Source organism: Methylobacterium sp. J-068, assembly GCF_022829445.1.
Lineage (GTDB): Bacteria > Pseudomonadota > Alphaproteobacteria > Rhizobiales > Beijerinckiaceae > Methylobacterium.
In genome coordinates this window covers 1-24462 of sequence record NZ_JAKSXY010000078.1, presented here as the reverse complement: position 1 = coordinate 24462, position 24462 = coordinate 1, and the positions used below count along the sequence as shown (strand labels likewise).

The following is a 24462-nucleotide window of genomic DNA, read 5'->3' as shown; positions in this document are numbered from 1 at the left end:
CCCCGCTCCCGCTCTTCCGCGTCTCGGCCTGCTTCGACAAATCAGAAGTCGACGGTCGCGGAGAGGATGACCGTTCGGGGAGCGCCGACCGCGAGGTAACCGCGGGCGGCGGAGGCCCAGTACGAATCGTCCAGGATGTTCTGGACCGTCGCGCGCAGGACCACGGGCTTCCCGTTCACGCCCTCGAAGGCGTAGCGCAGGCCGGCATCGAAGCGGGTCCAGTCCGGGACCGATTGGGTGTTGGCCTGATTGTAGAACATGCTGCTGGTGTAGATCGCCCGTCCGGTCAGGGTCAGGCCGGGGGCCAGCCACGGCGGCAGGTCGACCTCGCCGTAGAGGTTGAGCGCCGTGTCGGGAACGCCGGGCGCGGCCTTGCCGTCGAACTGGCGGCCCACCGTGTTGACGAGTTTCGCATCGATGAGGGTGACGCCGCCGAGCAGGCGCACGCCCGGCAGGACTTCGCCGAACACGTTCATCTCGATGCCGCGGTTGCGCTGCAGGCCGCTGACGGCGAACCGGTTGGTGCCCGGATCGGTGAACGCGCTCGGCTGCTCGATCTCGAACAGCGAGGTGGTGAGCGAGACCGTCCCGAAATCGACCTTGGCGCCGACCTCCTTCTGCCGGCTGACGACGGGGGCGAAGACCTCGCTCGAATTGACCGCCGTGGCCGGCGCCGACGGCCCCGCGTCGAGGGACTCGATGTAGTTGCCGTAGAAGGAGAGATTCTCGAACGGCCGGATCACCAGGGCGATGGCAGGGCTGAACCGGCCCTGCTGATAGCTCGTCGCGAGATTGCCCTGGGTCGGCCCGGGACGGGTGACGTAGCTCTTCAGGTCGATGTCCTGGAAGCGGCCGCCCAGAGTCAGCAGGAACCGGTCCTCGCCGAGCGACAGGGTATCGGCCACGGCCACGCTGCGCGCGTAGAGTTCCGTGAACAAGGGTTGCCGGTCGGAGCGGGGAAACAGGCCCGTGGCGACGGAGCCGGACGGGAGGTCGACGGGGTTGTAGATGTTGGTCGAATAGATCGGCAGCGCGAAGGGGACGAAGCCGCGCGAGTAGTTCTTGTTGACCGCCTGGACGGCCGCGACGGTGAACTGATGCCCGACAAAGCCGGTCTGGAAGTTCGTGCGCAGGCCGACCTCGCCGGTGAAACCCTGCAGTTCCAGGGGTTGGATGGCCAGCGAATTGGTGGCCAGCCCCGTCGTGCTCGTGACGCGGTAGTTCGAGGTCAGGAAATCCTCGTTGTAGCGGCTGACACCGCCGGCCATGTAGAGCGTCGTCTCGGGCAGCACGTCGTATTCGACCCGCCCGGCGGCCATGTTGTAGCGGCTGTCGTTGTACTCGAACGCGTTCGCGGTGTTGCGGCGGGCGTTCGGCGCCTTCGGCACGGCGATGCCGGGCGCCACCGCGTTGAACAGCGAGGTCGGCGCGGTGACGTTCTGCGTCGAGTGATTGAAGTCGAACGAGGCGCGGAACCGATCGTTGCGATAGTCGATCCCGAGGGCCGCGACACCGACCTCGATGGCGTTCTTGTCGAGCGGCGTGTCGCCGTTGCGGTAGGCGCCGTTGAAGCGCACGCCCCATTCCTTGAAGGTCCCGAAGCGGCGCCCGACATCGAGATGCGTCCCGAACTGGGAGTCGCTGAAGTAGCTCGTGGTGACCCGCGTGAGCGGCTCGTCGTAGGCGCGCTTCGGGACGAGGTTGATGGTGCCGCCGACGCGGCCGGTGCCGCCGCTGAGGAGCGCGGTGGGTCCCAGCAGGACCTCGACGCGCTCCAGCCCCTCGGTGAAGCTGCGGCGCGGGTTGGCGATGTAGAACAGGCCGTCGAAGGCGGTGTCGAGGTTGGTGACCGAGAAGCCGCGGATGAAGTACGAGTCGCGCTCGCTGTAGGGCGGAGCGTCGTTGCGCACGGACGGGTTGTTCAGGATCACGTCGCCGACGGAGCGCGCCTGCTGGTCCTCGATCAGTTTCTCGGTGTAGCCCGTGACGTTGAACGGCGTCTTCAGGACGGAGCGGTTGCCCAGCAGTCCGACCCGCGTGCCGCTGCCGACCTGCCCGCCCGCATAGGGGACGGGCGGCTGCCCCACGGTGCCGGTGCGCGGCGGCAGGCCGGAGAGGATGCCGGGGGCCTGCCCCTGTCCGGCCACGTGCAGCTCCTCCAGGGCCACCGCGCCAGCCGGCTCCCCGCCGAGCTGGACGTAGCGCGGATTGACCAGGGTGATGGTGGAGGTCCCCACCACGCGGAAGGCCAGGCCGGTCCCCGCGAGGATCCGTTCGAGGCCGTCGAGGGGCTCGAACGCACCCGCGATGCCGGCCGTGGTCAGCCGTGCCGTGAGGTCGGTCGCGTAGACGAGCTTGACGCCGGCCTGTTCGGTGAAGGCGACGAGGGCTGTCTCGAGGGGTCCCTCCGGGATCGCCAGGGCGACGCGTTCCCCCGTACGCGTCGCCGACGCGTCCAGGGCGAGGATGTTCGCCGTCCGCTCCACGAGCGTCCGGGGGCCGCGCGCCGGCTGACCCTGCGAGTCACGAGCCTGCACGGCGGCCGGGACCATGACCAGCATCGACACACCGGCAAGGGCCGATCCGGCCAACCGTTCACATCCAAACCCACGCCCACGCGCCGTCATTCCAAGTCCCGTCCATCTCTCGCGGAAGGACGACCTGCGTCGCGCGGGTTCGTCCTCACCGATTGAGATCAATGGGGCCGCGATCTCCTGACGTCCCGGGCCGAACTTTCTTCAGGACTTTCGGCGCGGCGATCCGACGAGGACGAGGAGGGGCGACAGGCGGGTGATGCCCACGCCCATGCTTGACGCGATGGCGTCGAGGGCCTCGTCCGTGTCCCGCGGGTCGAACGACCCGGTGACGCGCCGTTCGCCGGCCGCGGCGTCCAGGAGGACGATGCCCCCGTGGCGATAGCGGTCGAGTTCGGCCAGGACCGTCGATAGACGCTCGCCGGAGAAGACGAGGCGCCCCGCTCGCCAGGCCGTCGCCCGATCCACGTCTGCCCGAGCAACGGAGAGGGTGGCACCGTTCGTCCGGTAGAGCGCCTCGCCCGCCGAGACCCGAACGGGCGGTCTTGAGGCCACCACATCGACGCTGCCCTCGACGACGCCTGCGGGGCTATCCGTATCGTCGGCCCTGACGAAGAAGCGTGTCCCCACGGCACGGACGCTCAAACCGGCACCGCGAACGACGAACGGACGGCGCGGATCGGGGACGACGTCGAAGAACGCCTCGCCGCGCAGAAGCTCGATGCCGCGCTCGGCCTCGCCGAAATGCAGAACGATCGCCGTATCGGTGTTGAGGTCGATGTGGCTGCCATCGGCCAGGGTCGCATGGGTGATGTCACCGACGCCGCTCCAGATGTCGGACCGCAGGCGGTCGACGAGGCCGAGCCGAAAGGCCAGGCCGGCACAGAGGACGAAGGCGACGGCGATACCCGCCAGCCCCCCGGGCGCCGAGCGCCGGCGATCGGGCACGTGGCCGAGCTTGCGCCACAGGAGCTCGATCTCGGCATGCGCCTCGGCATGGGCCGGATCGGCCGCGCGCCATACCTCGAAGGCGTCTCGATCCGCCTGCGTTGCATCGGACGAGGAGAGGCGCGCGACCCAACCTGCGGCCGCCTCGTAGACCGGGTCCTCGCCCTCGGCCTCCCGCGTATCGGTGTTGTCGCCGCCGGCCACGCCTCTTGCTCCATGAGGGCTCCACCAAGCCTGGGCGGCTCGGCCCCATGCTCCTACACACTCAGATCCATGAACCGAAAAAATCCTGACGTCCGGACCCGACGGCTCTCGGACAATCCTAGTTGAGTTCGCGCAGGTGGCGGCGAATCTGTAGAAGCGCCTTGATGAGGTGCTTCTCGACCATGTTGCGGCTGATGCCCAGACGGATGGCGGCCTCGCCGTTCGACAAGCACTCGAAGCGGACGAGCAGGAAGACCTCGCGGCACCGGGGCGGCAGCGCGTCGATGGCGACGGCGAGCCGCCGGAGTTCCTGGCGCGCGATCGCTTGCCGTTCCGGCATGGCGTATCCGTCCGCGATCTCCGCCAGGTCGAGGTCGGTCATGGGCTGGAACAGCGCGCCTTCGAGATGTCGCCTGTTTCGCATCCGCAGCGCCACGTTGTTGGCGATCTGGAACAGGAATGCGGAGGGGTGCTCGACGTTCGTACGGGAGAGGGCGCTGAGCATCCGCAGATAGGTCTCCTGATGGGCGTCGGCGGCGGCATCGGCGCTCCCGAGCAGGCGCAGGAGGAAGCGTCGAAGCTTGACGCCCTCGCTCCGATGCAGCGTCTCGATCAATGTCGGCCGCATGCCTCCTCCCTCAGCGCCGGATCATCGCATCATCGCTTGACCTTGATGGACCCAGGAAACATCCGGATAGAAATTATGCAAGCCTTTCAATAGTTTATATGATTTCTAAACAGGACGAGCCTGAGGATTGCAAGACTTTGTGTTTCTAACGAAACATTTGTCTTCGGAACCCGAGCCCCCTGGCGCTCGGGTTTCAGCGCCGCGTGAATATGCGGACCTGTTGCCCTGCGGGCACATCGCCCCACTCTACTGGGTGGTGTGAAACCGCCGATCGTTGCTCGCGCCAGATAGTCGAACGGGTTCGCGCCGCGTCATGGGAACAGCCGATACAATCGGCCTCGACCTATCGCTCGAATACCATCGACCGAGCCGTCTCGATCCGTTGACCTCGGGCAATCCGACACGTGAACGATCAGCAGTCATACCGGTTGATCCCTTGGGGATGGCGGATTTGGTCTGAGGGATCCGTGGACCGGCGTATGGGACACCCGACCTCGGATCAGATCTGGATCAGCCGGATGTTGTTGGTGTTGCCGGTGGTGTGGAACGGGATGCCGGCCGCGGTGACGATCGTGTCGTTGGGCTTGGCGAAGCCCTCCTCCTGGGCGTGCCGGCAGGCCTTGGCCGTCATCGCCTCGTAGGAATCGACATCGTCCGTGCGCACGCTGTGCGCCCCCCAGAGCAGACTGAGCCGGCGCGAGGTGTCGCGGTTCGGCGTCAGAGCCAGGATCGGCACCGCGGGCCGCTTGCGCGCGACGCGGGCCGCCGTCGTGCCGCTCGCCGTGTAGGTGACAATCGCGCTGGCGTGGACGGCCTCGGCGAGTGTGGCGGTGGCCGTCGCGACCGCGTGGGGCGGGGTCTCCTCCTCGCCGGGGCTCGAGGCCGCGATGATCGAGCGGTAGAGCTTGTGCCCCTCTACGCTGCGGATGATGCGATCCATCATCGCCACCGCCTCGACGGGGTAGAGGCCGGTCGCCGATTCGGCCGAGAGCATCACCGCGTCCGCCCCGTCGTAGATCGCGGTGGCGACGTCCGAGGCTTCCGCGCGGGTCGGCGTCGGGGCCGAGACCATCGAGTCGAGCATCTGCGTCGCCACCACCACGGGCTTCACCGCGAGTCGGCAGGCGCGGATGAGTTCCTTCTGGCGCCCCGGCACGTCCTCGTGCGGGATCTCGACGCCCAGATCCCCGCGCGCCACCATCACGGCATCGGAGAGGCGGATGATGTCCGCGATGCGCTCCAGGGCCTGGGGCTTCTCGACCTTGGTCATGATGCCGGCCCGGTCCCCGATCAGTCCGCGCGCCTCGATCACGTCGGAGGGCTTCTGCACGAAGGAGAGCGCCACCCAATCGACGCCGAGTTCCAGCCCGAAGGCGAGGTCGGCGCGGTCCTTGGGCGTCAGGGGCGAGAGGTCGAGCAGCGTGCCGGGGAGGTTCACGCCCTTGCGGTTGGAGATCACGCCGGGAGTGATCACTTGCGCCTCGATCGCCGCAGCCTCGATCCCGACGACCCGCACCCGCACGCGGCCGTCGTCGATGAGCAGGTCCTGGCCCGGCACCACGGCGGCGAAGATCTCCGGGTGATGCAGCGGAATCGCGTCCTTGCCGCCCTCGGAGCCTTCCGGGACGAAGCGCACCCGCTCGCCCGCGACCAGGTCGAGGCGCCCGCCCTGGACGGTGCCGACACGGATCTTGGGACCCTGGAGGTCCTGCAGGATGCCGATGGGCCGGCCGACGTCGCGCTCCAGGGCGCGGATGGCGGCATGGACCTTCGCGTGGTCGGCCTGGAGACCGTGGCTGAAGTTGAGGCGGAAGGTGTCAACGCCGGCCAGGAACAGGGCCTTCAGCATCTCGGGCGAGGACGAGGCCGGCCCGACGGTGGCGACGATCTTGGCGTAGCGATGACGACGCATGTGGGACTCGGCCCGGAGGCCGCCTCTGCGGGAGTGGATCAGACGATCAGGTTCACCGCCTGCTCGTCGCTCAGAGTCGGGCCCGGAGCCGGCAGGGGGAGCAGGGCCGAGCCGCCGCCCGAGATCAGGCAGAGGACGAGGTCGTCGGGCGTGAGCCCGGCGACCAGATCGAGGATGCGCCGGGCCGCGACGACGAGCCCGGAGATATCGCCATGCCAAGCCGCTTCGACGGCGCGCGCCATCGAGGCGGCGGCTTTGCCGGCTCCGACGACGACGGTGCGTCCCCGGGGCGGTTCCGGCAGGTGCCGGGCGAGGCTCACGGCCGGATCGGCCGCAGCCACGGCAGCCGCCGCAGGAAATCTCCGGGCTCCAGCACGGCCTTACGCGTTGTCGCCCCGGATCGCGGCGATGACCGCATCCGTGACCTGCCGGGTGGTCGCGTTGCCGCCGAGGTCCGGCGTGTGCAGGCTCGGATCGGCGGTCACGCGCTCCACCGCGCGCATCAGCCGGTCGGCCGCCGGCTTCTCGCCGAGGTGCTCCAGCATCTGGCAGGCGGTCCAGAACGTGGCGACCGGATTGGCGATGCCCTTGCCGGTGATGTCGAAGGCCGAGCCGTGGATCGGCTCGAACATCGACGGGTAGGTGCGCTCCGGGTTGATGTTGGCGGTCGGCGCGATGCCCAGCGACCCGGCGAGCGCGGCGGCGAGATCCGAGAGGATGTCGGCGTGCAGGTTGGTGGCCACGATGGTGTCGAGGGTCTGGGGCTTCATCGTCATGCGCATGGTCATGGCGTCGACCAGCATCTTGTCCCAGGTCACGTCGGGGAAGTCGGCGGCGACTTCCGCCGCGATCTCGTCCCACATCACCATGGCGTGGCGCTGGGCGTTCGACTTCGTCACCACGGTGAGGAGCTTGCGCGGGCGGCTCTGTGCCAGCTTGAAGGCGTAGCGGATGATCCGGTCCACGCCCGAGCGGGTCATCATGGAGACGTCCGTGGCGACCTCGTTGGGATGGCCCTGGTGGACGCGGCCGCCGACGCCGGCATACTCGCCCTCGGAGTTCTCGCGCACGATCACCCAGTCGAGCTCGGGGCCCGAGACGTGGCGCAGCGGGCTGGTGATGCCCGGCAGGATCCGGGTCGGCCGCACGTTGGCGTACTGGTCGAAGGGCTGGCAGATGGCGAGGCGCAGACCCCAGAGGGTGATGTGATCCGGCACGTCCGGCGCGCCGACCGCGCCGAAGAAGATCGCGTCGTGATTCCGGATCTGGTCGCGCCCGTCGGCGGGCATCATCACGCCGTGCTTCTTGTAGTAGTCCGAGCCCCAGTCGAAGTGGTCGAACTTGAAGCTGAACGAGCCGGTCTTCTCGGCGAGCGCGTCGAGGACCTCGACGCCGGCGGCGATGACCTCGATGCCGATGCCGTCGGCGGGGATGGCGGCGATGGTGTAGGTCTTGGTCATGACAGGTCTCCGTTGGGACGATGCGATGTGAGGACGAGGCAGGGATTCAGCGCGCGATGGCGCCGGTGGGCTCGGCACGCCGTCCTGAGCGGGCGACGAGGAGCGTGACGATCGCCGAGAGGACGAGGAGCGCCGCGACGAAGACCAGGCCGCCCGTGAAGCTGCCGGTCAGGTCCTTGATCCACCCGATCGCCCAGGGACCGACGAAGCCCCCGAGATTGCCGATCGAGTTGATCGTGGCGATGCCGACCGCCGCTCCGGAGCCGGAGAGGAACATCGTCGGCATGGCCCAGAGCGGCGGCTTGGCCGAGCTGATGCCGATGTTCACGAGGCTGAGCGCGGCGATGACGGCGACGGTCGAGGCTGCGCCGCCGGCCAGCAGCAGACCGGCCGAGGCGACGAGGCAGGCGATGACGACGTGCCAGGTGCGCTCGCCCGTCTTGTCGGAGTGGCGCGCCCACAGGATCATGGCGACGATCGCGATGGTGGGCGGTACGCCGTTGAGGAAGCCGACCGCCATCGTGGACAGGCCGAAGCTCTTGATGATCTGCGGCGCCCAGATGCCGAGCGTGTAGAGGCCGGCCGAGGTGCCGAAGTAGACGAGCGCGAGGGCAAGGACGCGAAGATCGGTCATTCCAGCCAGGATGCCGTGCCTGGCGGCCACCTGCTTGCGGGCATGCTCCTCGTTCATCTCCGCGACGAGCCACGCCCGCTGGTCCTCGGGCAGCCACTTCGCCTTCTCGGGGCGGTCGGTCATGTAGAACAGCACGACGACGCCGAGGATGACGGCCGGAACGGCTTCGATGACGAACATCCACTGCCAGCCATGCAGACCCAGGATCCCCTCCATCTGCAGAAGTGCGCTGGAGATCGGCGAGCCCAATGCCACCGAGATGGGCGCGGCCGCCATGAACAGCGAGACGACGCCCGCGCGATAACGGGCCGGGAACCAATAGGTCAGGTAGAGGATGATGCCGGGAAAGAAGCCGGCTTCGGCAGCACCGAGCAGGAAACGCAGAGCATAGAAGCTGTACTCGCCTTGCACGAAGGCAAAGGCGCCTGAGATCATTCCCCACGTGATCATCACGCGAGCGATCCAGAGCCGCGCCCCGACTTTGTCGAGGACGATGTTCGACGGTACCTCGAACAGAAAGTATCCGAAGAAGAAGACGCCCGCTCCGAACCCGAACACTGCGGACGAGAAACCGAGATCTTTGTTCATCGTGATTGCAGCGAAGCCGATGTTCACGCGATCGATGAAAGCAATGAAATAGAGCAGACAGATGAAAGGGACCAAGCGCCATGAGACCCGGCGCATGGTCGCTTTTTCGAGCGAAGCGTCCATCGTTTCCTCCTGGAAAGGCCAGCATGCGTCGGTCTTTGAGCGCCAACTTGCATGCAAGCTGGGACGTCATGCGCATTATCGTGCCGGCCTGTCAACTGCCTTATTGCAGCTTGCATGGAAGATGGTACGACAGAGCCGGAGATGGAGGCTGCGACGATGCGGACGCGAACGGCAGCGAAAGCAAAGGACGAGCAGGAGGTTGAGCGGAAACCTTCCCTCGTCGACGATGCCTACTCGGCGATGAAGCAGGCCATCCAGGACTCGAGTTTCGCGCCAGGCTACCAAGCGTCGGAGCAGGAAATTGCCTTGCGGCTCGGAATGAGTCGCACCCCCGTTCATGAGGCTGTGATTCGCCTCCAGGAGGACGGTCTCGTCCGCGTTCTGCCGCGGCGCGGCGTCCTGATCTGTGCCCTCGCGCCGGAGGACGTGCGGGAGATCTACGACGTGATTATCGCGGTCGAGGGACGCGCGGCCGAACTGCTCGCCGAACGACCCGACGCCGAGCGCGCGGCCATCTGTGGGGAACTCGCCGACCAGACCGAGGCCATGGCCGAGGCGTGGAAGACCGGCGATTTCTTGACCTGGGGGCAGGCGGATGCCGGCTTCCACCGATTGCTCGTCGAGCGGGCGGGGAACGGGCGCATGAACCGGATCATCCAGACGATCAACGATCAATCGCATCGCGCACGCATGCTGACGCTCAAGCTTCGCCGGGAGCTCGGAGCGTCCGTCGCGGAGCACCGCGAGATCATTGATGCGATCCGGCGTGGCGATACGGTGCAGGCGCAGGATCGCACGCATCACCACCGGCTGCGCGCGCGCGACGAGCTCCTGCCGCTGCTCGAAAGCTTCGGTCTGAAGCATCTCTGAAGCTTTGCCGTGTTGAAGAAGCGCAGGCGTGCTTCGCGCTCGCGTACGCGGTCGGTGCCGATGGCCCACTCATCCGCGACGAGACCACCGGCCGGCCGTTCGCCGAGTCGGCCTATGGGCGGGAGTGGCGCCCGGTCGCAAAGGCGGCCGGTGTCCCGGACCACGTCCGGAACCTGGACGTCCGGGCCGGCCCCCATCACGGACGCTGAGGATGCGGGCGCGGACCTCGACCAAATTCGGTCGGCGGCGGCGCATGCGCAGACATCGACGACGCAGCGCCACTCGCGCGGTGCCGTCGGACAATCACGGGCGGTTGCGAATTTTCGGGCCGCGCATCGCGCCACGAAGAACGGGGCCTGAACAGGCCTGAGAAACGCCAGATCAACGGCAGGGCGCCAAAAAGGTTGACGCTTCAGCAGGTTCGTTGGAGCGGGCGATCGGGATCGAACCGACGACATTCAGCTTGGGAAGCTGACGTTCTACCACTGAACTACGCCCGCATCAGAACGCTTCTTGAACGGCTTGGGCGTCTCATGTCAACGCCTTTCATGGCCCCCGACCGCTCCACACGCTCGGCACCGCCGCGGGCTTCAGCAGGCGATTTGGCTCGCTGTAGGCAGCGGCCCCGGTGCCGGTGACGCGTGGGATGGGCGAGGCGCCGTCCGAGCGGATGCGGCGCGATCGATGCCGTCGCGCGTGGACCGGATGCGAGCGGGCGGGGTTCCGATCCCGATCCCGTTCCGATCTCAGGCGCTCGGGGATGGGGCGCTCAGGGATGGCAATCGTTGCCCGTCGGAATCGTGTCGAGGCGCGTGAGATCGCCGACCACGGCGAACTCGCCGTAATTCAGCCGCAGCGCACCGCTGACACCGTTCTCGTAGAGATCGAAGCCGAGCACGTAGACGGGCGTGCGCTCGCCTTCGCCGGGCACGTAGTAGCTCAAGGTCACCGGCCAATGCGGCATCGTCGCCATGGCGCCGTCCTTCAGCGGCTTGTCGCGCGCGGGCTTGTCACTCGCCGTCCGGTCGCTTGCGGGCTGGTCGGCGGACGGCTTGTCGCCTCCCGTCGAAGCCTGGCGCCCGATGACCGCGAGGGTGTCGTAGACCTTGCGCCCGTCGTCCGAGCCATCGAAGACCTTCACCGAGACCGTGCTCTGGCCGTCGCGGGCCGCCTGGATCAGGCGGCGCATGTGGAGGGTGGGAAACAGCACCTCGCCCGGTGTCTGGAACTGGTCGCGCTTGGGGTCCTTCAGCTTCACCTTCAGGAGGTTTGGCGTCGCTTCGGCGGTGCCGTCCACGGCCTGCCCCGGCGTCCCGTTGAGGGCCGTGTCCGTCTTGAAGCGGTAGCTGCGGCCGTCGCCGCTCTCGAACGTGGTGTTGCGCAGGTCCGAGGTGCGGCTGCCGGTCTCTCCGCTCTCGAGCACCGTCACCTGCCGGGTCTGCATCGTGTAGCCCTTGCAGGCATCCCCGGAGAAATCGATGACGATGCGTCCGCGCGCGCTCTCGACGGCCCGCGTGCCGCTGCTCTCCGCCAGCGAGAGATCGTAGACCGCGCGGTGGTTGGCGAGGGTGATCGGCGCGGCGGCGCCCGCGGCGCTCGCGAACAGGACGAGGCCGCCGGCGACGCTCGCGATCACGACCGGGGCATTCACACGGGGACGACGCATGGAGTCTCCTGACAGGGCCGGGCCGAAGGATGCCCGCATCCTTCGGCGGGCTTGAGATAGGGCATCATGCCCGGTCCTGCGAGGCTTGGCGCTTGAAAGCTTGGCGCTTGAACGGGCTTCGGCGACCCGGGTTCGCCGCGCAGAGCGCCGCGCCCTAGATGGGCCCCAAGAACGACGAAAAGCCTCCCACGGGAAGGACATGCCGATGGACGCCGACACCCTGCGCTCGCTCCAGGCCCCGATCAAGGACCGCTACCGCGACGCGCCCGAATCCGCCGTCGTGACGCTGCGGGCCCGCGGCAGCCTCGACGACACCTCCATCGCCTGCAAGGTCGAGACCGGCCGCGCCCTGGCGGTGGCGGGCCTGCATCCGGCCACCGGCGGCTCCGGCGCCGAACTCTGCTCGGGCGACATGCTGCTCGAAGCCCTGGTGGCCTGCGCGGGCGTGACCCTGAAGGCCGTCGCCACCGCGATCGGCGTGGAGCTGCGCTCCGGCTCGGTGAGCGCGGAGGGCGACCTCGACTTTCGCGGCACCCTCGGCGTCGACAAAGGGGCCCCCGTGGGTTTTAGCGCGATCCGCTTGCGCTTCGCCCTTGACACCGACGCGCCCCGGGACAAGCTCGATCAGCTGCTCAAGCTGACCGAGCGCTACTGCGTCGTGTTCCAGACCCTGAATCACAAGCCGGAACTGGCCGTCACGCTCGGACAAGGCTCCACGCCCGCGCAGGGCTGAAGACCGTCTTCCGCTTGATCGAGGCGGTCTCAGCCCGCGCGGCGCCTGAGCGAAGCCCAGATCCGGCCTCCCAAAGGGACCGAGCGGATCTGGGCCGACCCGCCTGTGCGGTTTCGCACCGGGACCCGTGATCCCGGTGCCGTGATGAGGCGTTGTCCTCCACATGATGATTTTCGAGTGGATCGTCGGCGTCCTGTTCGGCGCCGTACTCCTGGCGGGCCTCGCCCGCCGGGCCGGCGCGCCGTACCCGGTCTTCCTGGCGCTGGGCGGAATCGGCCTCGCCTTCGTTCCGGCCGTGCCGAACCTCGTGCTCGATCCGGAACTGGCCCTCGCGCTGTTCCTCGCCCCCGTCCTGCTCGATGCCGGCCACGACACCTCGGTGCGGGACCTGCGCACCCATTGGCGCCCCATCGCGGGTCTCGCCTTCGGGGCCGTGGTGGCGACGACGGCGGCCGTGGCGGTCGTGGTGAAGTGGCTCGTGCCGGACATGCCCTGGGCCGCCTGCATCGTGCTCGGCGCCGTGGTGGCGCCCCCCGACGCGGTGGCGGCGCTCTCGGTGCTGCGGCACGTCTCGCTGCCCCACCGCCTCACCACGATCCTGCGCGGCGAGAGCCTGCTCAACGATGCCGGCTCGCTGCTGATCTATCGTCTCGGCGTCACGGCGGCCGTCACCGGCAGTTTCTCGGTGGCGGGAATCGCGCCGGCCTTCGTCATCGGCATCCTCGGCAGCCTCGTGGCCGGGCCGGTGCTGGCGCTGCTCTACTGCGCCGCCATGCGCCCGGTCATGGATGCGCCGAGCGTCATCGTGCTGCAATTCGTGGCCGCGTTCGGGATCTGGATCGGCGCCGAGCACCTGCACCTCTCCGGCGTGCTCACCGTCGTCAGCTTCGCGATCACGGTGGCGCGAATCGCGCCCGGCCACACCCCGCCGCGCATCCGCATCGTCTCCTACGCGGTCTGGGACACGGCGGTGTTCGTGCTCAACGTCCTGGCCTTCGTGCTGATCGGCCTGCAGATCGGGCCGATCCTGGAACGGCTGACGCACGCCCAGCAGGTCTCCTACGCCCTGGTCGGCGCGGCGGTGTTCCTCACGGTCGTGGTGGTGCGCCTCGCCTGGGTGCTGCCGGCGGCCCATCTCGCCCGCCTCGGCGCCGACGCGACCGAGACCGGCGACCGGGGCCTCTCGGCGGGGATCGCGGTCTCCTGGGCGGGCATGCGCGGCATCGTCACCATCGCCACGGCGCTGGCGCTGCCCGAGGGGGATCCGGGCTTCCCCTACCGCGATCTCATCGTGCTGACCGCATTCTGCGTGATCATCGGCACGCTGACGATCCAGGGCCTGACCCTGCGTCCCCTGATCGGGCGGCTGGGGTTGGAGGACAACGATCCGGTCGGCCGCGAGATCGGCCACGGCCGCACGGAGGCCTTCCGGGCCGCCCTGAAGACCCTGGAGGATGCGGAGGACGCGCCGTCCGAGGCCCTGCGCGAGGAGTTTCGCGTCGCCCTGCAGGAGGCGGAGGCCCGCGATACGGGCTTTGCCGACGAGGCGTTGCCCGCCGATGCCGCGCGGCGACGGGCCATCGAGGCCGCCCGCGACCGGGTGCTGGCCCTGCGCCGGTCCGGCGATATCGGCGACGACGCGTACTACGTGCTGGAGGAGGAGTTCGACTGGGCGGAGATGAACGCCACGCCGCGCGGGGAGAGCTGAGAGCCGGGCGCCGGGCCCGCTCGGCGATCCCGTGCCTGGCCGCCCTGTCCTAGCCCACGACCCCGAGCCGTCCCTCGATCGCGTCCCAGACGGACACCGCGAGATCCGGCCCGCCGAGGCGCTTGATCGCCCGGATGCCGGTGGGCGAGGTGACGTTGATCTCGGTGAGGTTGCCGTCGATCACGTCGATGCCGACGAGGATGAGGCCGCGCCGGCGCAGTTCCGGGCCGATGCTGGCGCAGATGGCGCGCTCGCGCTCCGTGAGGTCGGAGGCGGCGGCAGCCCCCCCGCGCACCATGTTGGAGCGGATGTCGTTCAGGGCCGGCACCCGGTTGATCGCGCCCATCGGCTCGCCGTCCACGAGGATGATGCGCTTGTCGCCCTCCGTGATGCGCGGCAGGAAGCGCTGCACCACCCACTGCTCGCGGAAGGTCACCGAGAACAGGTCGAACATCGACCCGAAATTCGCGTCCTCGGGCAGCACCCGGAACACCGCCGCGCCGCCATGGCCGTGCAGGGGCTTCATCACGATGGCGCCGTGCTCGGCCCGGAAGGCCTCGATCTCCGCCTTGTCGCGGGTGATCAGGGTGGGCGGCATCAGTTCGGGGAAGTCGAGGACGAACAGCTTCTCGGGTGCGTTGCGCACCTCCGAGGGGTTGTTCACCACCAGGGTGCGCGGATGGATGCGCTCCAGCATGTGGGTGGCGGTGATGTAGGCCATGTCGAAGGGCGGGTCCTGGCGCATCAGGACGACGTCGACGCCCGACAGGTCGATGCGCTCGATGGGGCCGAGGGTGGCATGCGCGCCCTCGACGTCCTGCACGCTCAGCGCCTCGACCCGCGCCGTCACCGTGTTGCCCTGCATCGACAGGCGGTCGGGCGTGTAATGCAGGAGCCGGTGCCCGCGTGCCTGCGCCTCGAGCAGCAGGGCGAAGGTGGTGTCCCCGGCGATCCGGATCGCCTGGATCGGGTCCATCTGCACCGCGACGGTCAGGGCCATGCTCTCGAATCTCCGTTCTGGAACCGACCCCGACCGGGCTGGGGCGGGACGCCCCCCGATCTGCCCGACCGGCGCCCGGCCTGTCTCAGCGACGTTTGCCTACTTCAGCGACTTGCCGCCGGTGCGGCGGTCGTAATCGCCGATGGCGTTCCGGCACTCGGGCGAGAGGCGCGAGCGGTTACGCTCCATGCACCGCTCGGCATCCGGGCTGTTGGGATCGACACCGGCGCAGAGCCGGAAATAGTCGTTCGCGCAACCCAGTTGAAGGCCCTGATCCTCGCGCTGCGCCTGGACGGGGCTGGCCGCCAGCATCAGCAGCGCGAACGGCGCGATTTTCAGAGCCGTGCCGAGGCCCGTGGCCGGGCTCAGGGGTCGTGCAGTAACCACGCGCATGCTGCGGCGTCCTTCGTTGAGGGGGAATGGCGGTCGAGTTGACGAGGCGGTCGGATGGAATGGGGATCGGAGGGTGGCGTGAGCCTGGACCCGGAAGCATCCGGCATATCGGGCGTCCCCGGCCCTTAGCAAGCGTCCGGAGGGCCGGGTGTTCCCCGCGATCCCTGCGTGAGACGGCCCCGTGGTCCCGCCCGGCGGCCCAGAAAAAAGCCCCGCTCGCAGGGCGAGCGGGGCCGAGTGCAAGGGAGGAAATGCCCGCCATGGGCGGTTATGCATGATGCAAAACGCGAGCCAGCCCGTTTGCGGCGCGCCGTGGCACGAATGACACGCCGGGTCCGAGCCCGTCGCCGGCCCCCTCGAACACGGCAGCGGACGCCTCGGTGCAACAATCCGTTAACCACCCCGTGCTGATCTCCGATGGCTCCCCCGCCACGCCGGTACGGCCCGGAGGTGGGGGCGGCGAGCCCCGGTGACGGATCGCCTCAGAGGACGAATGGGATCGGAAGAACTGCCGATGAAGCCTGACAGATCGCACCAGACGGGAGGCGTCGAGCGCCCCCCGGAGCGTCAGACGGCCACCGTCGTGACGTTTCCCGCCACCGGCCGCCGCTTCCGGCGCCCGGACGAGGACGCCCCGCGCGGCGCCATTCTGCTCTTCACCGGCATCCGCTACGAACGCATGCTGGAGACGGACGCGTCCGCGCCGCGCCTGCGCCGCCGCTCCTGATCCGATCCGCGCCCGCACGGATGTCGCCCCTGTCCCGAACCGCGCGTCCACGCGCCATGCCGTCGCGTCGCGCCGGCCCGCTCTCCCTCGCGCTGCTGGCGCTGCTGGTCGGCTGTGCCCAGGAGGGGGATTTCGGGCGCCCCAAGGCGAACGCCTGGAACGGCCTCGTCGAGACCACCGGGACCCTGGCCGCGCGCGAGCGCGACGAGCCGGCCTCGGCCTTCCCCTACACGGATGACGAGCGCGGCCTGCGCGACCGGGCCTGGCGCTTCCTGATGCCGGCGGCCGGCCGGGACGCCTTCACCGATGCGCTCGCCAACCTCACCCGGACCCGCCTGCTGCCGCCGAACTGGCGGCCGAACGATCCCGCCGCCTACCACGACACGCTGATGGCGGAGGCGTTCCGCTCGCCCGTCTCGCGCTATCGCCGGCTGTCGGAAGACATCGGCACGGATGCCCGCCTGATCCCGCAATTCGCCGCCGTCGCGGCGCGGGTGAAGGAGGCCGATGCCCTGCGCCTGCGCAGCCTGCCCTTCGTCAAGACGCTCGACGACCGCGACGTGCGCCATGCCGCCATGCGGGTGGCCGAGAACCGCTGCCTGATCGCCTGGGTCCGCCTCGAGACGGGCCTGCGGGCGGCGGGCTACCGTTACGCCCTGGAGCACCTCCTCGTCGAAGCCCCCGGCCCGGAGGCCGTGCAGGTGGAGCGCACCCTGGCGGCCCTCGACGGCCGGCGCCCCATCCTCGATCCGCTGGTGCCGCCGGAAGCGGAGGCCCGCTGCGGCCTCGTGCCGGAGGTCGAGGTGGCGGCGGCCGCATCGCAGCCCGTCATCGCCAAATATTGAGGCTGGCCAAATATTGAGGCTGGCCAAACATCGCGGCTAGGCCTCGCGCTCAGCCGCCCGGCTTCGCATCCTCGGCCGGGCTGTCCACCGTGCAGGACACCGCCTGGACCGCCGCATCGGCGGCCGGGCGCTGGCTCGGCAGCGCCGCGATCACCCGCACCACCACGTAGCCCTTGGAATCGGGCGCGACGATGCGGACGTCGTGGCTGACCTCGTCCTCGTCCGCGTTGGCGAGCGCCTCGTCGTACTGGGCGCGGGTGAGCACAACGAGGTCGAGGGCGCCGCGCACCGCCGCCTGATCGGTCACCGCGTAGAAGGCGCCCCGGCGGCCATGCACCGCGAGCGACATCATCAGGGGTCCGGTGCGGGCGGAAACGCGCATCGGGCCGTCAGCGAGGTCGTAGGCGCAGAGCCCCACCGCCACCGAAGGGTCGGGAATCGGCAGCCAGGCCTCGGCCGTGGCCGGCGCGTCGCCGGCCGCGACGGTGTTGACCGGCATGGGATGATCGAGCGCCTCGCTGGAGCGCGCCCGCGACAGGGCGTCGGTTTCCGACAGGCGCGGGATCGACAAGACCACGACCACGTGGACGAGGCCGGCGAGCACCAGCCCCGACAGGGTCGCCACGAGAAAACGTCCGCGCGGGCTCATGCGGCGCAGGCCCCACGGGTGATGGCCGGGACGGCCGAGCGGTCGAGGTTGCCGGCGCTGGCCGCCACGGGCGTGTCGTAGAGGCGCAGCGCCAGGCGCACGGGGCCGCGCGCGCGCGGCATCGGCAGCCAGTTGCCGGACTGGACCTCGGGCGAGAGCGTGATCACGAAGCGCCCGTCGGTCTCCCGCAGGATCTCGGTGGCGGTGAAGCCCTCGCGCATCGGCGCCGGCCCCGGTTCCCGGGCGCCGCGCCCGGCCACCGTCACGGTCCAGGCCCGGGCGGGCGGCGTCACCCCCGCCACCGCGTAGGTGCAGGCGGCGTCGAGCGCCCGGCCGGCATCGTCCTGGTCGGCGGTGAGCAGCATCCCCTCGCCGATGGTCAGGGGAATCTCGCCCCGCCGGGCGTTGACCGCGCGGGCATAGGGATCGGCCCCGAGCGATCCGACCTTCGGCCAGGCCGTCCAGGCCCCCACGCGCACGCCGCCGAAGGGATAGCCGCCCCGCGTGGCGTAATCGGCGGTGAGGAGCCCGATTCCGGCGCCGAGCGCCAGGGCATAGAGGACCAGGGTCACGGTCGAGGCGCGCCGGATCGCCCCCCGGAACGCGCCGGCCACCCGCTGCCCGGCTCGGCCCGGCGGCGCGGCACCGGAGCGCCGCGCCTCGGATGAGGCGGGTCGGGTCTGGACCGGGCGCAGCCGCGCCACCGTCTCGGCCAAGGTCATGCGCATGGATGCCGGCTACGGAATGCCGATGCGGCCGCCGACGGGGCGGGCGCCCTCCGCGACGTCGCCCGGTGCCCCCACGGGCCGGAGGCCGGAGGTCTTCTCGGAGGCCTTCTCCACGGTCCGGAACAGGCCGTTCATGCTGCCGATGACCTCGAAGGAGCGCCGCGAGAGTTTGCCGGCGGCGCTCGCCGCCGCGTTGACGGGCGCCGCGCTCGGACCGGCCTGCGCCACCGCGCGGCCCGGATCCTTCAGGCCCGGCATCGGCTTCAGCTCGATGCCCTGATGGGCGACTTCCATGACGTCGTGCCAGGTCATGGCGGGCAGGGAGCCGCCGGTCATCTTGTTGGTGGAGGTGTGGTCGTCGTTGCCGAACCAGACGGCGCCGACGTAATTGCCCGTGTAGCCGACGAACCAGGCGTCGCGATAGGCGTTCGTGGTGCCGGATTTGCCCGCCACCTTGATGCCCTCCAGCGCCGCGCGCTTTCCGGTGCCTTCCTCGACGACCTTGGTCAGCATGTAGTTCATGTCCGCGACCACCTGGGTCGAGAGCACCTGATCCACCCGCTCGTCGGCGTGGCGGTAGATGACCTCGCCGGACGAGTTCTTCACCTCCATCGCGGCGTAGGGCTTGGCCCTGCGACCCCCGTTGGCGAACACCGCGTAGCCGGCGGCCTGATCGATGACGTTCACCTCGGCCGAGCCGATGGGCAGCGAGACGGAATCGGTCAGCTGCGTGGTGATGCCCATGGCATGCGCCGTCTCGATGATCTTCTTGCGCCCGGCCGCCGCCGCCCGGGCCTCGTGGGAGATGCCCATGGCCTTGCCCAGCGCGATCGAGACCTGGATCGGGATGGTGTTGATGGATTTGGCCACCGCCACCGTGAGGGTGGTGGCGCCGGAGAACGAGCGCCCGTAATTCTGCGGGCACCAGTTGCCGATGCAGACCGGCCGGTCGACCACGCGGGTGTCGGGCCGGTACAGGCCGGCGGCCAGGCCCGCGGCGTAGACGTAGGGCTTGAACGACGAACCGGGCTGGCGCAGCGCGTCGGTGGCGCGGTTGAACTGGCTCTCGCCGTAATCGGCGCCGCCGACCATGGCCCGCAGCGCGCCGTCGGGATCGAGGATCACCATCGCGGCCTCGTCGACCTCGTACTGGTCGCCGAAGCGGCGCAGGGTGCCCTGCACCACCTCGTCGGCCCGGCGCTGGATCGTGAGGTCGAGGGGCGTCTTGACGGTCAGCACGCGGTCGCTGCGGAAGCGGCCCGCATCGGCCATCTGCTTGATCTCGCCGAAGGCCCAGTCGAGGTAGTAGTCCGCCGTGATGTCGCGGGTCCGCGTCACCGGGGTGGCGGGGTTGCGCAAGGCCGTCTGGATCTGCCCTTCCGTGACGAAGCCGGCCTCCACCATGTTGTGCAGCACGTCGGCCGCGCGGGCGCGCGCCGCCGGCAGGTTGACGTGGGGGGCGTACTTCGTCGGCGCCTTGAACAGGCCGGCCAGCATCGCGGCCTCGGCGAGGCTGATGTCCTTGAGCGGCTTGCCGAAATAATAATCCGCCGCCGCCACGGCGCCGAAGGTGCCGCCGCCCATATAGGCGCGGTCGAGGTAGAGCTTCAGGATCTCGTTCTTGGTGAGGTGGCTCTCCAGCCAGAGCGCCAGGAAGGCCTCGTTGATCTTGCGCTCGATCGAGCGCTCGTTCGTCAGGAACAGGTTCTTGGCGAGCTGCTGCGTGATCGACGAGCCGCCCTGGGTGTTGCCGCCGCCGCGCGAATTCGAGACCAGGGCGCGCGCCGTGCCGATGGGGTCGATGCCCCAATGCTCGTAGAAGCGCCGGTCCTCCGTGGAGACCAGGGCCTTGATCATGATGTCGGGGAAGTCGTCGAGCTTGAGCGAGTCGTCGTGCTTGATGCCGCGCCGGCCGACCTCGGTGCCGTAGCGGTCGAGGAACGTGACCGCGAGGTCCTGGGCCTTGAGCCAGTTGTCGCTGGTCAGGTTGAAGGCCGATTGCGCCAGGGCCAGCATCAGCACGGCGCCGGCCGTGCCGATCGTCACCCCCTCGCTGGCCAGGTCGAGGGCGACGCGCTTCCAGCCGCGCACCGAGAAGACGTTCATGCGCTCCTGGAAGCGCTCGTAGGTCTCCCCGGCCGAGCGGCCGCCATCGTACAGGCTCGCGTTCACCCAGGCGTCGAAGCCGAGGGCGGCGCGCTTGATGCGCGTGGTGAGCGAGGTCGCTTTGGGCAGGCGCACCTGTGTTCAGTCCTTGAGCACCCGGATCCGGCCCGTCGCCGTGCCTGCCAATCCTAACAAGCCCCGCGTTCCGCCGCGAGGTTCCGTCGAGGGAAAGTCCGTCGTACGGGAAGCGTCCCGCCGTCGCACGCCCTAACCTGATCTTAACCTTGACGCCGGATTGGGGCGGGCCGGTGACGCGGCCGGGTTGACTTTCTTGCCCGAGCCCGGCGCGCGGCGCTTGCTCCGCGCGGCGCGTTGCGGCACAGGGGCGGATCACCCGGATTTTTCGCCGCTCCCAGCCCAAGGTGTTCCCGATGCGGGACCGCTCGGCCGCGCGTTCTCCGACGCCGCGCGCCCTCACCGAACCGTCTCCGCCGCCCCCGCGTCGCGCGACCGGTCCCGCGCCCTCCGTCGAGGCGTTCTGGCGCACGAAGAGCCTGGAGGCGATGTCGCCCGCCGAGTGGGAGAGCCTGTGCGACGGCTGCGGCCGCTGCTGCCTGCTCAAGCTCGAGGACGAGGACACGGCGGAGGTCTATCACACCGACGTGGGCTGCACGCTCCTCGACGGACATGGCTGCCGCTGCCGCGACTATCCGAGGCGCCAGAAGCGGGTGCCCGATTGCGTGCGCCTGACGCCCGAGGCGGTGCGCACCATCCCGTGGCTGCCGCCGACCTGCGCCTATCGGCTGGTGCGCGAGGGGCACGACCTCTACGACTGGCATCCCCTCGTGTCGGGCCGCGCCGCCAGCGTGCACGAGGCCGGCATCTCGGTGCGCGGCCGGGTCTCCGGCAACGAGGAGGAATTCACGGCCGACGAACTCCTCGACCGGATCGTGACCTGGCCCAACCGCACGCCCGAGACCGAGGACGACGAGGCGTGAGCCGCGTCAGGCGTCGAACATCGAGGGGACGGCGTCCCCGGCGATGATCCGGCGGGCTTCCGCCGCGTCGAGATGCATGCGGGCGACCAGGGCCTCGGCGCTCGCGAAGCGCTCCTCGCCCCGGATATAGGCCAGGACCTCGACCGCGATGGACTGGCCGTAGAGATCGCCGGAAAAGTCGAACAGGTTGACCTCGAGGAGCGGCGCGCCGTCGTCGAAGGTCGGGCGGCGGCCGTAGCTCGCGACCCCGCCCTTCACGCGGCCATCGGGCAGGCGCACCCGCACCGCGTAGATGCCGTGGGCGAGCCCGCAATCGCTGAGCGCCATGTTGGCGGTGGGATAGCCGAGGGTACGCCCGCGCTTGTCGCCGTGGCGGACCTCGCCCGAGACGAACCAGCGATAGCCGAGGAGCGTGTTGGCGCGGGCCACCTCCCCCTCGGCCAGCGCCGCCCGGATCGCGCTCGACGAGACCGGCTCGGCCCCCGCGTGCAGGGACACGGGCGGAATGATGCGGCAGCTCAAGGCCGCCTCGGCGCAGAGCCCGGCCAGCACGGCGGGCGTGCCCTCGCGGCCCCGACCGAAATGGAAGTCGTGGCCGATCACGACGCCGGTCACGCCGAGGTCGCGGACCAGCAGCCCCTCGACGAAGTCCCGCGCGCCGGTGCCCGCCAGCGTCGCGTCGAAGCGGCGCACGATCAGCCCGTCGAGGCCGAGATGGGCGAACACGATCTCCTTGGCTCCCGCATCGGTGAGGCGGAACATCGGTCGGTGCGGGGCGAAATAGGCGCGCGGATGCGGCTCGAAGGTCAGCACCACGGCGGGGCGCCCGGCCGCGCGCGCCGTCTCGCGCACGGCCGCGATCAGCGCGCGATGACCGAGATGCACCCCGTCGAAGTTTCCGATGGCCGCGATGGCGCCGGCGATGGCGGGGGGAACCGGCTCGTCCGCGCGGCAGATCGTGAAAGCTCGCCCGCGCGCGGATGCGGCGGGCGGGACGGCGGATTCGTCGCCAGACGACATCGGATCTCGGGAGTTACAGGGGTCGGATGGACGGGTCGCGGTGCTGTGGCGGCGGAACCTGTCGAAAACCGGTCAGGGGGTCAAGCGCGCGGGCCGATCGCGGAGGTCGCGATCCGGACGGGCGCCGCGGCCCCGGCGCGCCGCCGGGCCTTCGCCGCGCGGCGCCCGAGATAGAGCAGCAACCCGGTGACCAGGAAGAGCGGCATCAGCAGCGCGGCCAGGAGGAAGACCGGCGGCCCGAGCCGGCCGAAGATGCGTCCGCTATGCAGGTCGAGCATGTTGCCCGCGATGCGCGCGCCGAGCGGCCGTTCCCCGCCGACCTCGTGGGCGAGGATGCGTCCGGTGCGCGCCTCGATCCGGGTGTCGTCGCGCCAGCCGTTCCGGTTCTCGGAGCGGATGCGGACGGGACCGGAGGGGCCCGACGGCATCAGCAGGGTGGCGCGGGTGAAGTGTCCGGCATCCGCCGCGCAGAACGCCGCCCAGGCGGTGTCGAGAGGCGGCGCGCCGGGGCCTCCCAGGCCCTCCTCCCCGCGGCCGGGCTTGGCGGCGCCACCCTCGCCGCCGCGCGCGGCCTCCCTGCCGCCGCCCGCCCCGCGCTCCTGGCCTGCCGCCGGCCTCATCGGGACGGCCGCCGCCCGGGCGGCGCTCTCGCCGCCGGTGAGGAGGACGGTCGCGGCGTCGCGATACCAGTCGAAGGACCACCACAGGCCGCTGAGCGCGATGACGACGTAGATCGGCAGCACCCAGGTGCCGGCCACGGCATGCAGCGACCAGTAGGTCGGGCGCCCCCATTGCCGGAGATGCGGCTTCAGCCAGATCCGCAGGGACATCACCTTGGGCCAGCGTAGGTAGAGACCGGTGCCGAGGAGGACCAGCAGGACGAGGGTGCTCACCCCCGTCAGAATCCGGCCCCAGCCCTTGCCGTCGCCGGGCAGGAGCAGCCAGCGGTGCAGGCGCCGGATGGTCGCGAAGGCCTCTTCCGTCCGCGCCGCGCCGCGCACCGTGCCGTCATAGGGATCGAGATAGAGCGAAGGCGGACGCTGGCCGCTGGCCGGATCGCGCGCGAGCCGCGCCATCACGGCCGTGCCGGGCTCGGCGGGGAGCGTGAGGTTCGCGACGCCCTCCGGGCGCTGGCTCCGGAAACGGGCGAGGAGCGCGTCCGGCGTGAGCAGGTCCTCGGAGCGCCGGTCGACATGGATCAGGTCGGCATCGATGGCCTCGCCGATCGCGTCCTCGTAGCTCAGGAGCGCGCCTGTGACGCCCGCCACCGCCAGGACGAGGCCGGCCCCCAGCCCCAGCAGCCAGTGCAGCTGGAACAGGACGGCGCGAAGGCGTTTCATCGCGCGACACCCGCCTTCACGCGGGCCCGGAACGGCTCGCCGACCGGCGCCCGTGGGCCGGCGGTGCCGGAAGGGAGACGGGTCCGGTCGATCGGCGTCCGGAGGTTGCGCTGGAGCGTGGTCGGCAAGCCATTCACCTGCGTGTTGTGGGCGAGGAACGCGTCGCGGACGCGGGTTCGGGAAGCCCGGACGGGTCGCCGAGACGGGGTTCGTCGGGCGTGACGTTCCCGAACGTCCCGTCCCGCGCGAGGGCCGCACCGCCGGGGAGAGGCCGGGACGCGGAACGGGCGTGATGGGCGGCGCGCGGCATGTCGGGTTCCGGACGAAGCGGAAGCTTCGCCCTATGGCGCGACCCACGACGTTGCAAGCACCCGCGACGAAATTGGAATTCATCCAAACAACACCGGCTCGATCCAGCGGCTACTCTTGCCGATCGACGTCGCGTCTTCCGATGCAGGCGGGATCGCCGGATCGACGACAATCCGGGGCCGACGGCGTGCTCGCGCGGGGCGGGACGTTCGGGAACGTCACGCCCGACGAACCCCGTCTCGGCGACCCGTCCGGGCTTCCCGAACCCGCGTCCGCGACGCGTTCCTCGCCCACAACACGCAGGTGAATGGCTTGCCGACCACGCTCCAGCGCAACCTC

21 protein-coding genes and 1 tRNA gene are annotated in these 24462 nt (G+C 69.9%); 6 read left to right on the top strand and 16 right to left on the bottom strand.

Features of this window, described 5'->3' with window-relative positions; genetic code table 11:
* Positions 1–41: 41 nt before the first annotated feature.
* The 7 genes from MKK54_RS11845 to MKK54_RS11815 form a co-directional block, all read right to left on the bottom strand.
* The gene (locus tag MKK54_RS11845; RefSeq protein WP_244011069.1) at positions 42–2591 is read right to left on the bottom strand and encodes a TonB-dependent receptor; all 2550 of its coding nucleotides are present in this window, start codon (positions 2589–2591) and stop codon (positions 42–44) included.
* Between the two features lie 147 nt (positions 2592–2738).
* Positions 2739–3686, bottom strand: a complete 948-nt coding sequence (locus MKK54_RS11840; RefSeq protein ID WP_244011066.1) for a FecR family protein — start codon at positions 3684–3686, stop codon at positions 2739–2741.
* A 118-nt stretch (positions 3687–3804) separates the two neighbouring features.
* Positions 3805–4314 (bottom strand): RNA polymerase sigma factor, encoded by a 510-nt coding sequence (locus MKK54_RS11835; RefSeq protein ID WP_244011064.1) that lies wholly within the window; start codon positions 4312–4314, stop codon positions 3805–3807.
* Positions 4315–4813: 499 nt separating this feature from the next.
* Positions 4814–6226 carry a pyruvate kinase gene (pyk, locus tag MKK54_RS11830; protein WP_244011062.1) on the bottom strand — a complete coding sequence of 471 codons (1413 nt, stop codon included), beginning with the start codon at positions 6224–6226 and terminating at the stop codon, positions 4814–4816.
* A gap of 38 nt (positions 6227–6264) precedes the next feature.
* Positions 6265–6567 (bottom strand): DUF4147 domain-containing protein, encoded by a 303-nt coding sequence (locus tag MKK54_RS11825; protein WP_244011060.1) that lies wholly within the window; start codon positions 6565–6567, stop codon positions 6265–6267.
* A 39-nt stretch (positions 6568–6606) separates the two neighbouring features.
* Positions 6607–7686: a tartrate dehydrogenase gene (locus tag MKK54_RS11820; RefSeq protein WP_244011058.1), complete on the bottom strand. Its 1080-nt coding sequence runs from the start codon at positions 7684–7686 to the stop codon at positions 6607–6609.
* A gap of 46 nt (positions 7687–7732) precedes the next feature.
* Positions 7733–9031, bottom strand: coding sequence for an MFS transporter (locus tag MKK54_RS11815; RefSeq protein WP_244011056.1), 1299 nt, complete (start codon positions 9029–9031; stop codon positions 7733–7735).
* Between the two features lie 156 nt (positions 9032–9187).
* Here MKK54_RS11815 and MKK54_RS11810 point away from each other — a divergent pair, with 156 nt between their 5' ends.
* Positions 9188–9901: a GntR family transcriptional regulator gene (locus MKK54_RS11810; protein WP_279597325.1), complete on the top strand. Its 714-nt coding sequence runs from the start codon at positions 9188–9190 to the stop codon at positions 9899–9901.
* 425 nt (positions 9902–10326) lie between these two features.
* Here the strand turns inward: MKK54_RS11810 and MKK54_RS11805 are convergent.
* Together MKK54_RS11805 and MKK54_RS11800 are read right to left on the bottom strand one after the other, a co-directional pair.
* Positions 10327–10401 (bottom strand) — tRNA-Gly (locus MKK54_RS11805).
* Between the two features lie 269 nt (positions 10402–10670).
* On the bottom strand, positions 10671–11567 hold the full coding sequence (locus MKK54_RS11800; protein WP_244011054.1) for a cell envelope integrity EipB family protein: 897 nt from the start codon (positions 11565–11567) through the stop codon (positions 10671–10673).
* Positions 11568–11772: 205 nt separating this feature from the next.
* Here MKK54_RS11800 and MKK54_RS11795 point away from each other — a divergent pair, with 205 nt between their 5' ends.
* On the top strand, positions 11773–12300 hold the full coding sequence (locus tag MKK54_RS11795) for an OsmC family protein (RefSeq protein WP_244011053.1): 528 nt from the start codon (positions 11773–11775) through the stop codon (positions 12298–12300).
* Positions 12301–12463: 163 nt separating this feature from the next.
* On the top strand, positions 12464–14008 hold the full coding sequence (locus MKK54_RS11790; protein WP_244011051.1) for a cation:proton antiporter: 1545 nt from the start codon (positions 12464–12466) through the stop codon (positions 14006–14008).
* Positions 14009–14057: 49 nt separating this feature from the next.
* Here MKK54_RS11790 and gshB read toward each other — a convergent pair whose 3' ends face one another.
* Both gshB and MKK54_RS11780 read right to left on the bottom strand, forming a co-directional pair.
* On the bottom strand, positions 14058–15008 hold the full coding sequence (gene gshB, locus MKK54_RS11785) for a glutathione synthase (protein ID WP_244011049.1): 951 nt from the start codon (positions 15006–15008) through the stop codon (positions 14058–14060).
* Positions 15009–15107: 99 nt separating this feature from the next.
* A complete protein-coding gene (locus tag MKK54_RS11780) occupies positions 15108–15401 on the bottom strand; it encodes a hypothetical protein (protein WP_244011047.1) in 294 nt (97 codons plus the stop codon).
* A gap of 514 nt (positions 15402–15915) precedes the next feature.
* Here MKK54_RS11780 and MKK54_RS11775 point away from each other — a divergent pair.
* Both MKK54_RS11775 and MKK54_RS11770 read left to right on the top strand, forming a co-directional pair.
* A complete protein-coding gene (locus tag MKK54_RS11775; RefSeq protein WP_244011045.1) occupies positions 15916–16128 on the top strand; it encodes a hypothetical protein in 213 nt (70 codons plus the stop codon).
* Between the two features lie 56 nt (positions 16129–16184).
* Positions 16185–16973 carry a hypothetical protein gene (locus MKK54_RS11770; RefSeq protein WP_244011044.1) on the top strand — a complete coding sequence of 263 codons (789 nt, stop codon included), beginning with the start codon at positions 16185–16187 and terminating at the stop codon, positions 16971–16973.
* A 49-nt stretch (positions 16974–17022) separates the two neighbouring features.
* Here the strand turns inward: MKK54_RS11770 and MKK54_RS11765 are convergent, their stop codons facing one another.
* The 3 genes from MKK54_RS11765 to MKK54_RS11755 are packed head-to-tail and all read right to left on the bottom strand — an operon-like array spanning position 17023 to position 20591.
* The gene (locus MKK54_RS11765; RefSeq protein ID WP_244011042.1) at positions 17023–17622 is read right to left on the bottom strand and encodes a hypothetical protein; all 600 of its coding nucleotides are present in this window, start codon (positions 17620–17622) and stop codon (positions 17023–17025) included.
* Entirely contained in the window at positions 17619–18350 is a 732-nt protein-coding gene (locus MKK54_RS11760; RefSeq protein WP_244011040.1) for a DUF1214 domain-containing protein, read from the bottom strand. The genes MKK54_RS11765 and MKK54_RS11760 overlap by 4 nt, the downstream gene beginning before the upstream one ends.
* A 9-nt stretch (positions 18351–18359) precedes the next feature.
* Positions 18360–20591, bottom strand: a complete 2232-nt coding sequence (locus MKK54_RS11755; RefSeq protein ID WP_244011038.1) for a transglycosylase domain-containing protein — start codon at positions 20589–20591, stop codon at positions 18360–18362.
* A gap of 296 nt (positions 20592–20887) precedes the next feature.
* On the opposite strand from MKK54_RS11755, the gene MKK54_RS11750 reads away from it, so the two are divergent.
* Positions 20888–21454, top strand: a complete 567-nt coding sequence (locus MKK54_RS11750) for a YcgN family cysteine cluster protein (protein ID WP_279597321.1) — start codon at positions 20888–20890, stop codon at positions 21452–21454.
* 6 nt (positions 21455–21460) lie between these two features.
* Here the strand turns inward: MKK54_RS11750 and MKK54_RS11745 are convergent, their stop codons facing one another.
* A complete protein-coding gene (locus MKK54_RS11745) occupies positions 21461–22474 on the bottom strand; it encodes a bifunctional riboflavin kinase/FAD synthetase (RefSeq protein WP_244011035.1) in 1014 nt (337 codons plus the stop codon).
* 80 nt (positions 22475–22554) lie between these two features.
* Positions 22555–23814, bottom strand: coding sequence for a PepSY-associated TM helix domain-containing protein (locus MKK54_RS11740; protein ID WP_244011033.1), 1260 nt, complete (start codon positions 23812–23814; stop codon positions 22555–22557).
* Between the last annotated feature and the right edge of the window lie 648 nt (positions 23815–24462).

Coding starts and splice junctions, on each gene's coding strand:
- pyk (WP_244011062.1), bottom strand. CDS start 6,226: ATGCGTCGTCATCGCTACGCCAAGATCGTCGCCACCGTCGGGCCGGCC.
- gshB (WP_244011049.1), bottom strand. CDS start 15,008: ATGGCCCTGACCGTCGCGGTGCAGATGGACCCGATCCAGGCGATCCGG.
- MKK54_RS11820 (WP_244011058.1), bottom strand. CDS start 7,686: ATGACCAAGACCTACACCATCGCCGCCATCCCCGCCGACGGCATCGGC.
- MKK54_RS11780 (WP_244011047.1), bottom strand. CDS start 15,401: ATGCGCGTGGTTACTGCACGACCCCTGAGCCCGGCCACGGGCCTCGGC.
- MKK54_RS11790 (WP_244011051.1), top strand. CDS start 12,464: ATGATGATTTTCGAGTGGATCGTCGGCGTCCTGTTCGGCGCCGTACTC.
- MKK54_RS11740 (WP_244011033.1), bottom strand. CDS start 23,814: ATGAAACGCCTTCGCGCCGTCCTGTTCCAGCTGCACTGGCTGCTGGGG.
- MKK54_RS11810 (WP_279597325.1), top strand. CDS start 9,188: ATGCGGACGCGAACGGCAGCGAAAGCAAAGGACGAGCAGGAGGTTGAG.
- MKK54_RS11765 (WP_244011042.1), bottom strand. CDS start 17,622: ATGAGCCCGCGCGGACGTTTTCTCGTGGCGACCCTGTCGGGGCTGGTG.
- MKK54_RS11745 (WP_244011035.1), bottom strand. CDS start 22,474: ATGTCGTCTGGCGACGAATCCGCCGTCCCGCCCGCCGCATCCGCGCGC.
- MKK54_RS11775 (WP_244011045.1), top strand. CDS start 15,916: ATGAAGCCTGACAGATCGCACCAGACGGGAGGCGTCGAGCGCCCCCCG.
- MKK54_RS11795 (WP_244011053.1), top strand. CDS start 11,773: ATGGACGCCGACACCCTGCGCTCGCTCCAGGCCCCGATCAAGGACCGC.
- MKK54_RS11835 (WP_244011064.1), bottom strand. CDS start 4,314: ATGCGGCCGACATTGATCGAGACGCTGCATCGGAGCGAGGGCGTCAAG.
- MKK54_RS11770 (WP_244011044.1), top strand. CDS start 16,185: ATGCCGTCGCGTCGCGCCGGCCCGCTCTCCCTCGCGCTGCTGGCGCTG.
- MKK54_RS11760 (WP_244011040.1), bottom strand. CDS start 18,350: ATGCGCATGACCTTGGCCGAGACGGTGGCGCGGCTGCGCCCGGTCCAG.
- MKK54_RS11800 (WP_244011054.1), bottom strand. CDS start 11,567: ATGCGTCGTCCCCGTGTGAATGCCCCGGTCGTGATCGCGAGCGTCGCC.
- MKK54_RS11815 (WP_244011056.1), bottom strand. CDS start 9,031: ATGGACGCTTCGCTCGAAAAAGCGACCATGCGCCGGGTCTCATGGCGC.
- MKK54_RS11750 (WP_279597321.1), top strand. CDS start 20,888: ATGCGGGACCGCTCGGCCGCGCGTTCTCCGACGCCGCGCGCCCTCACC.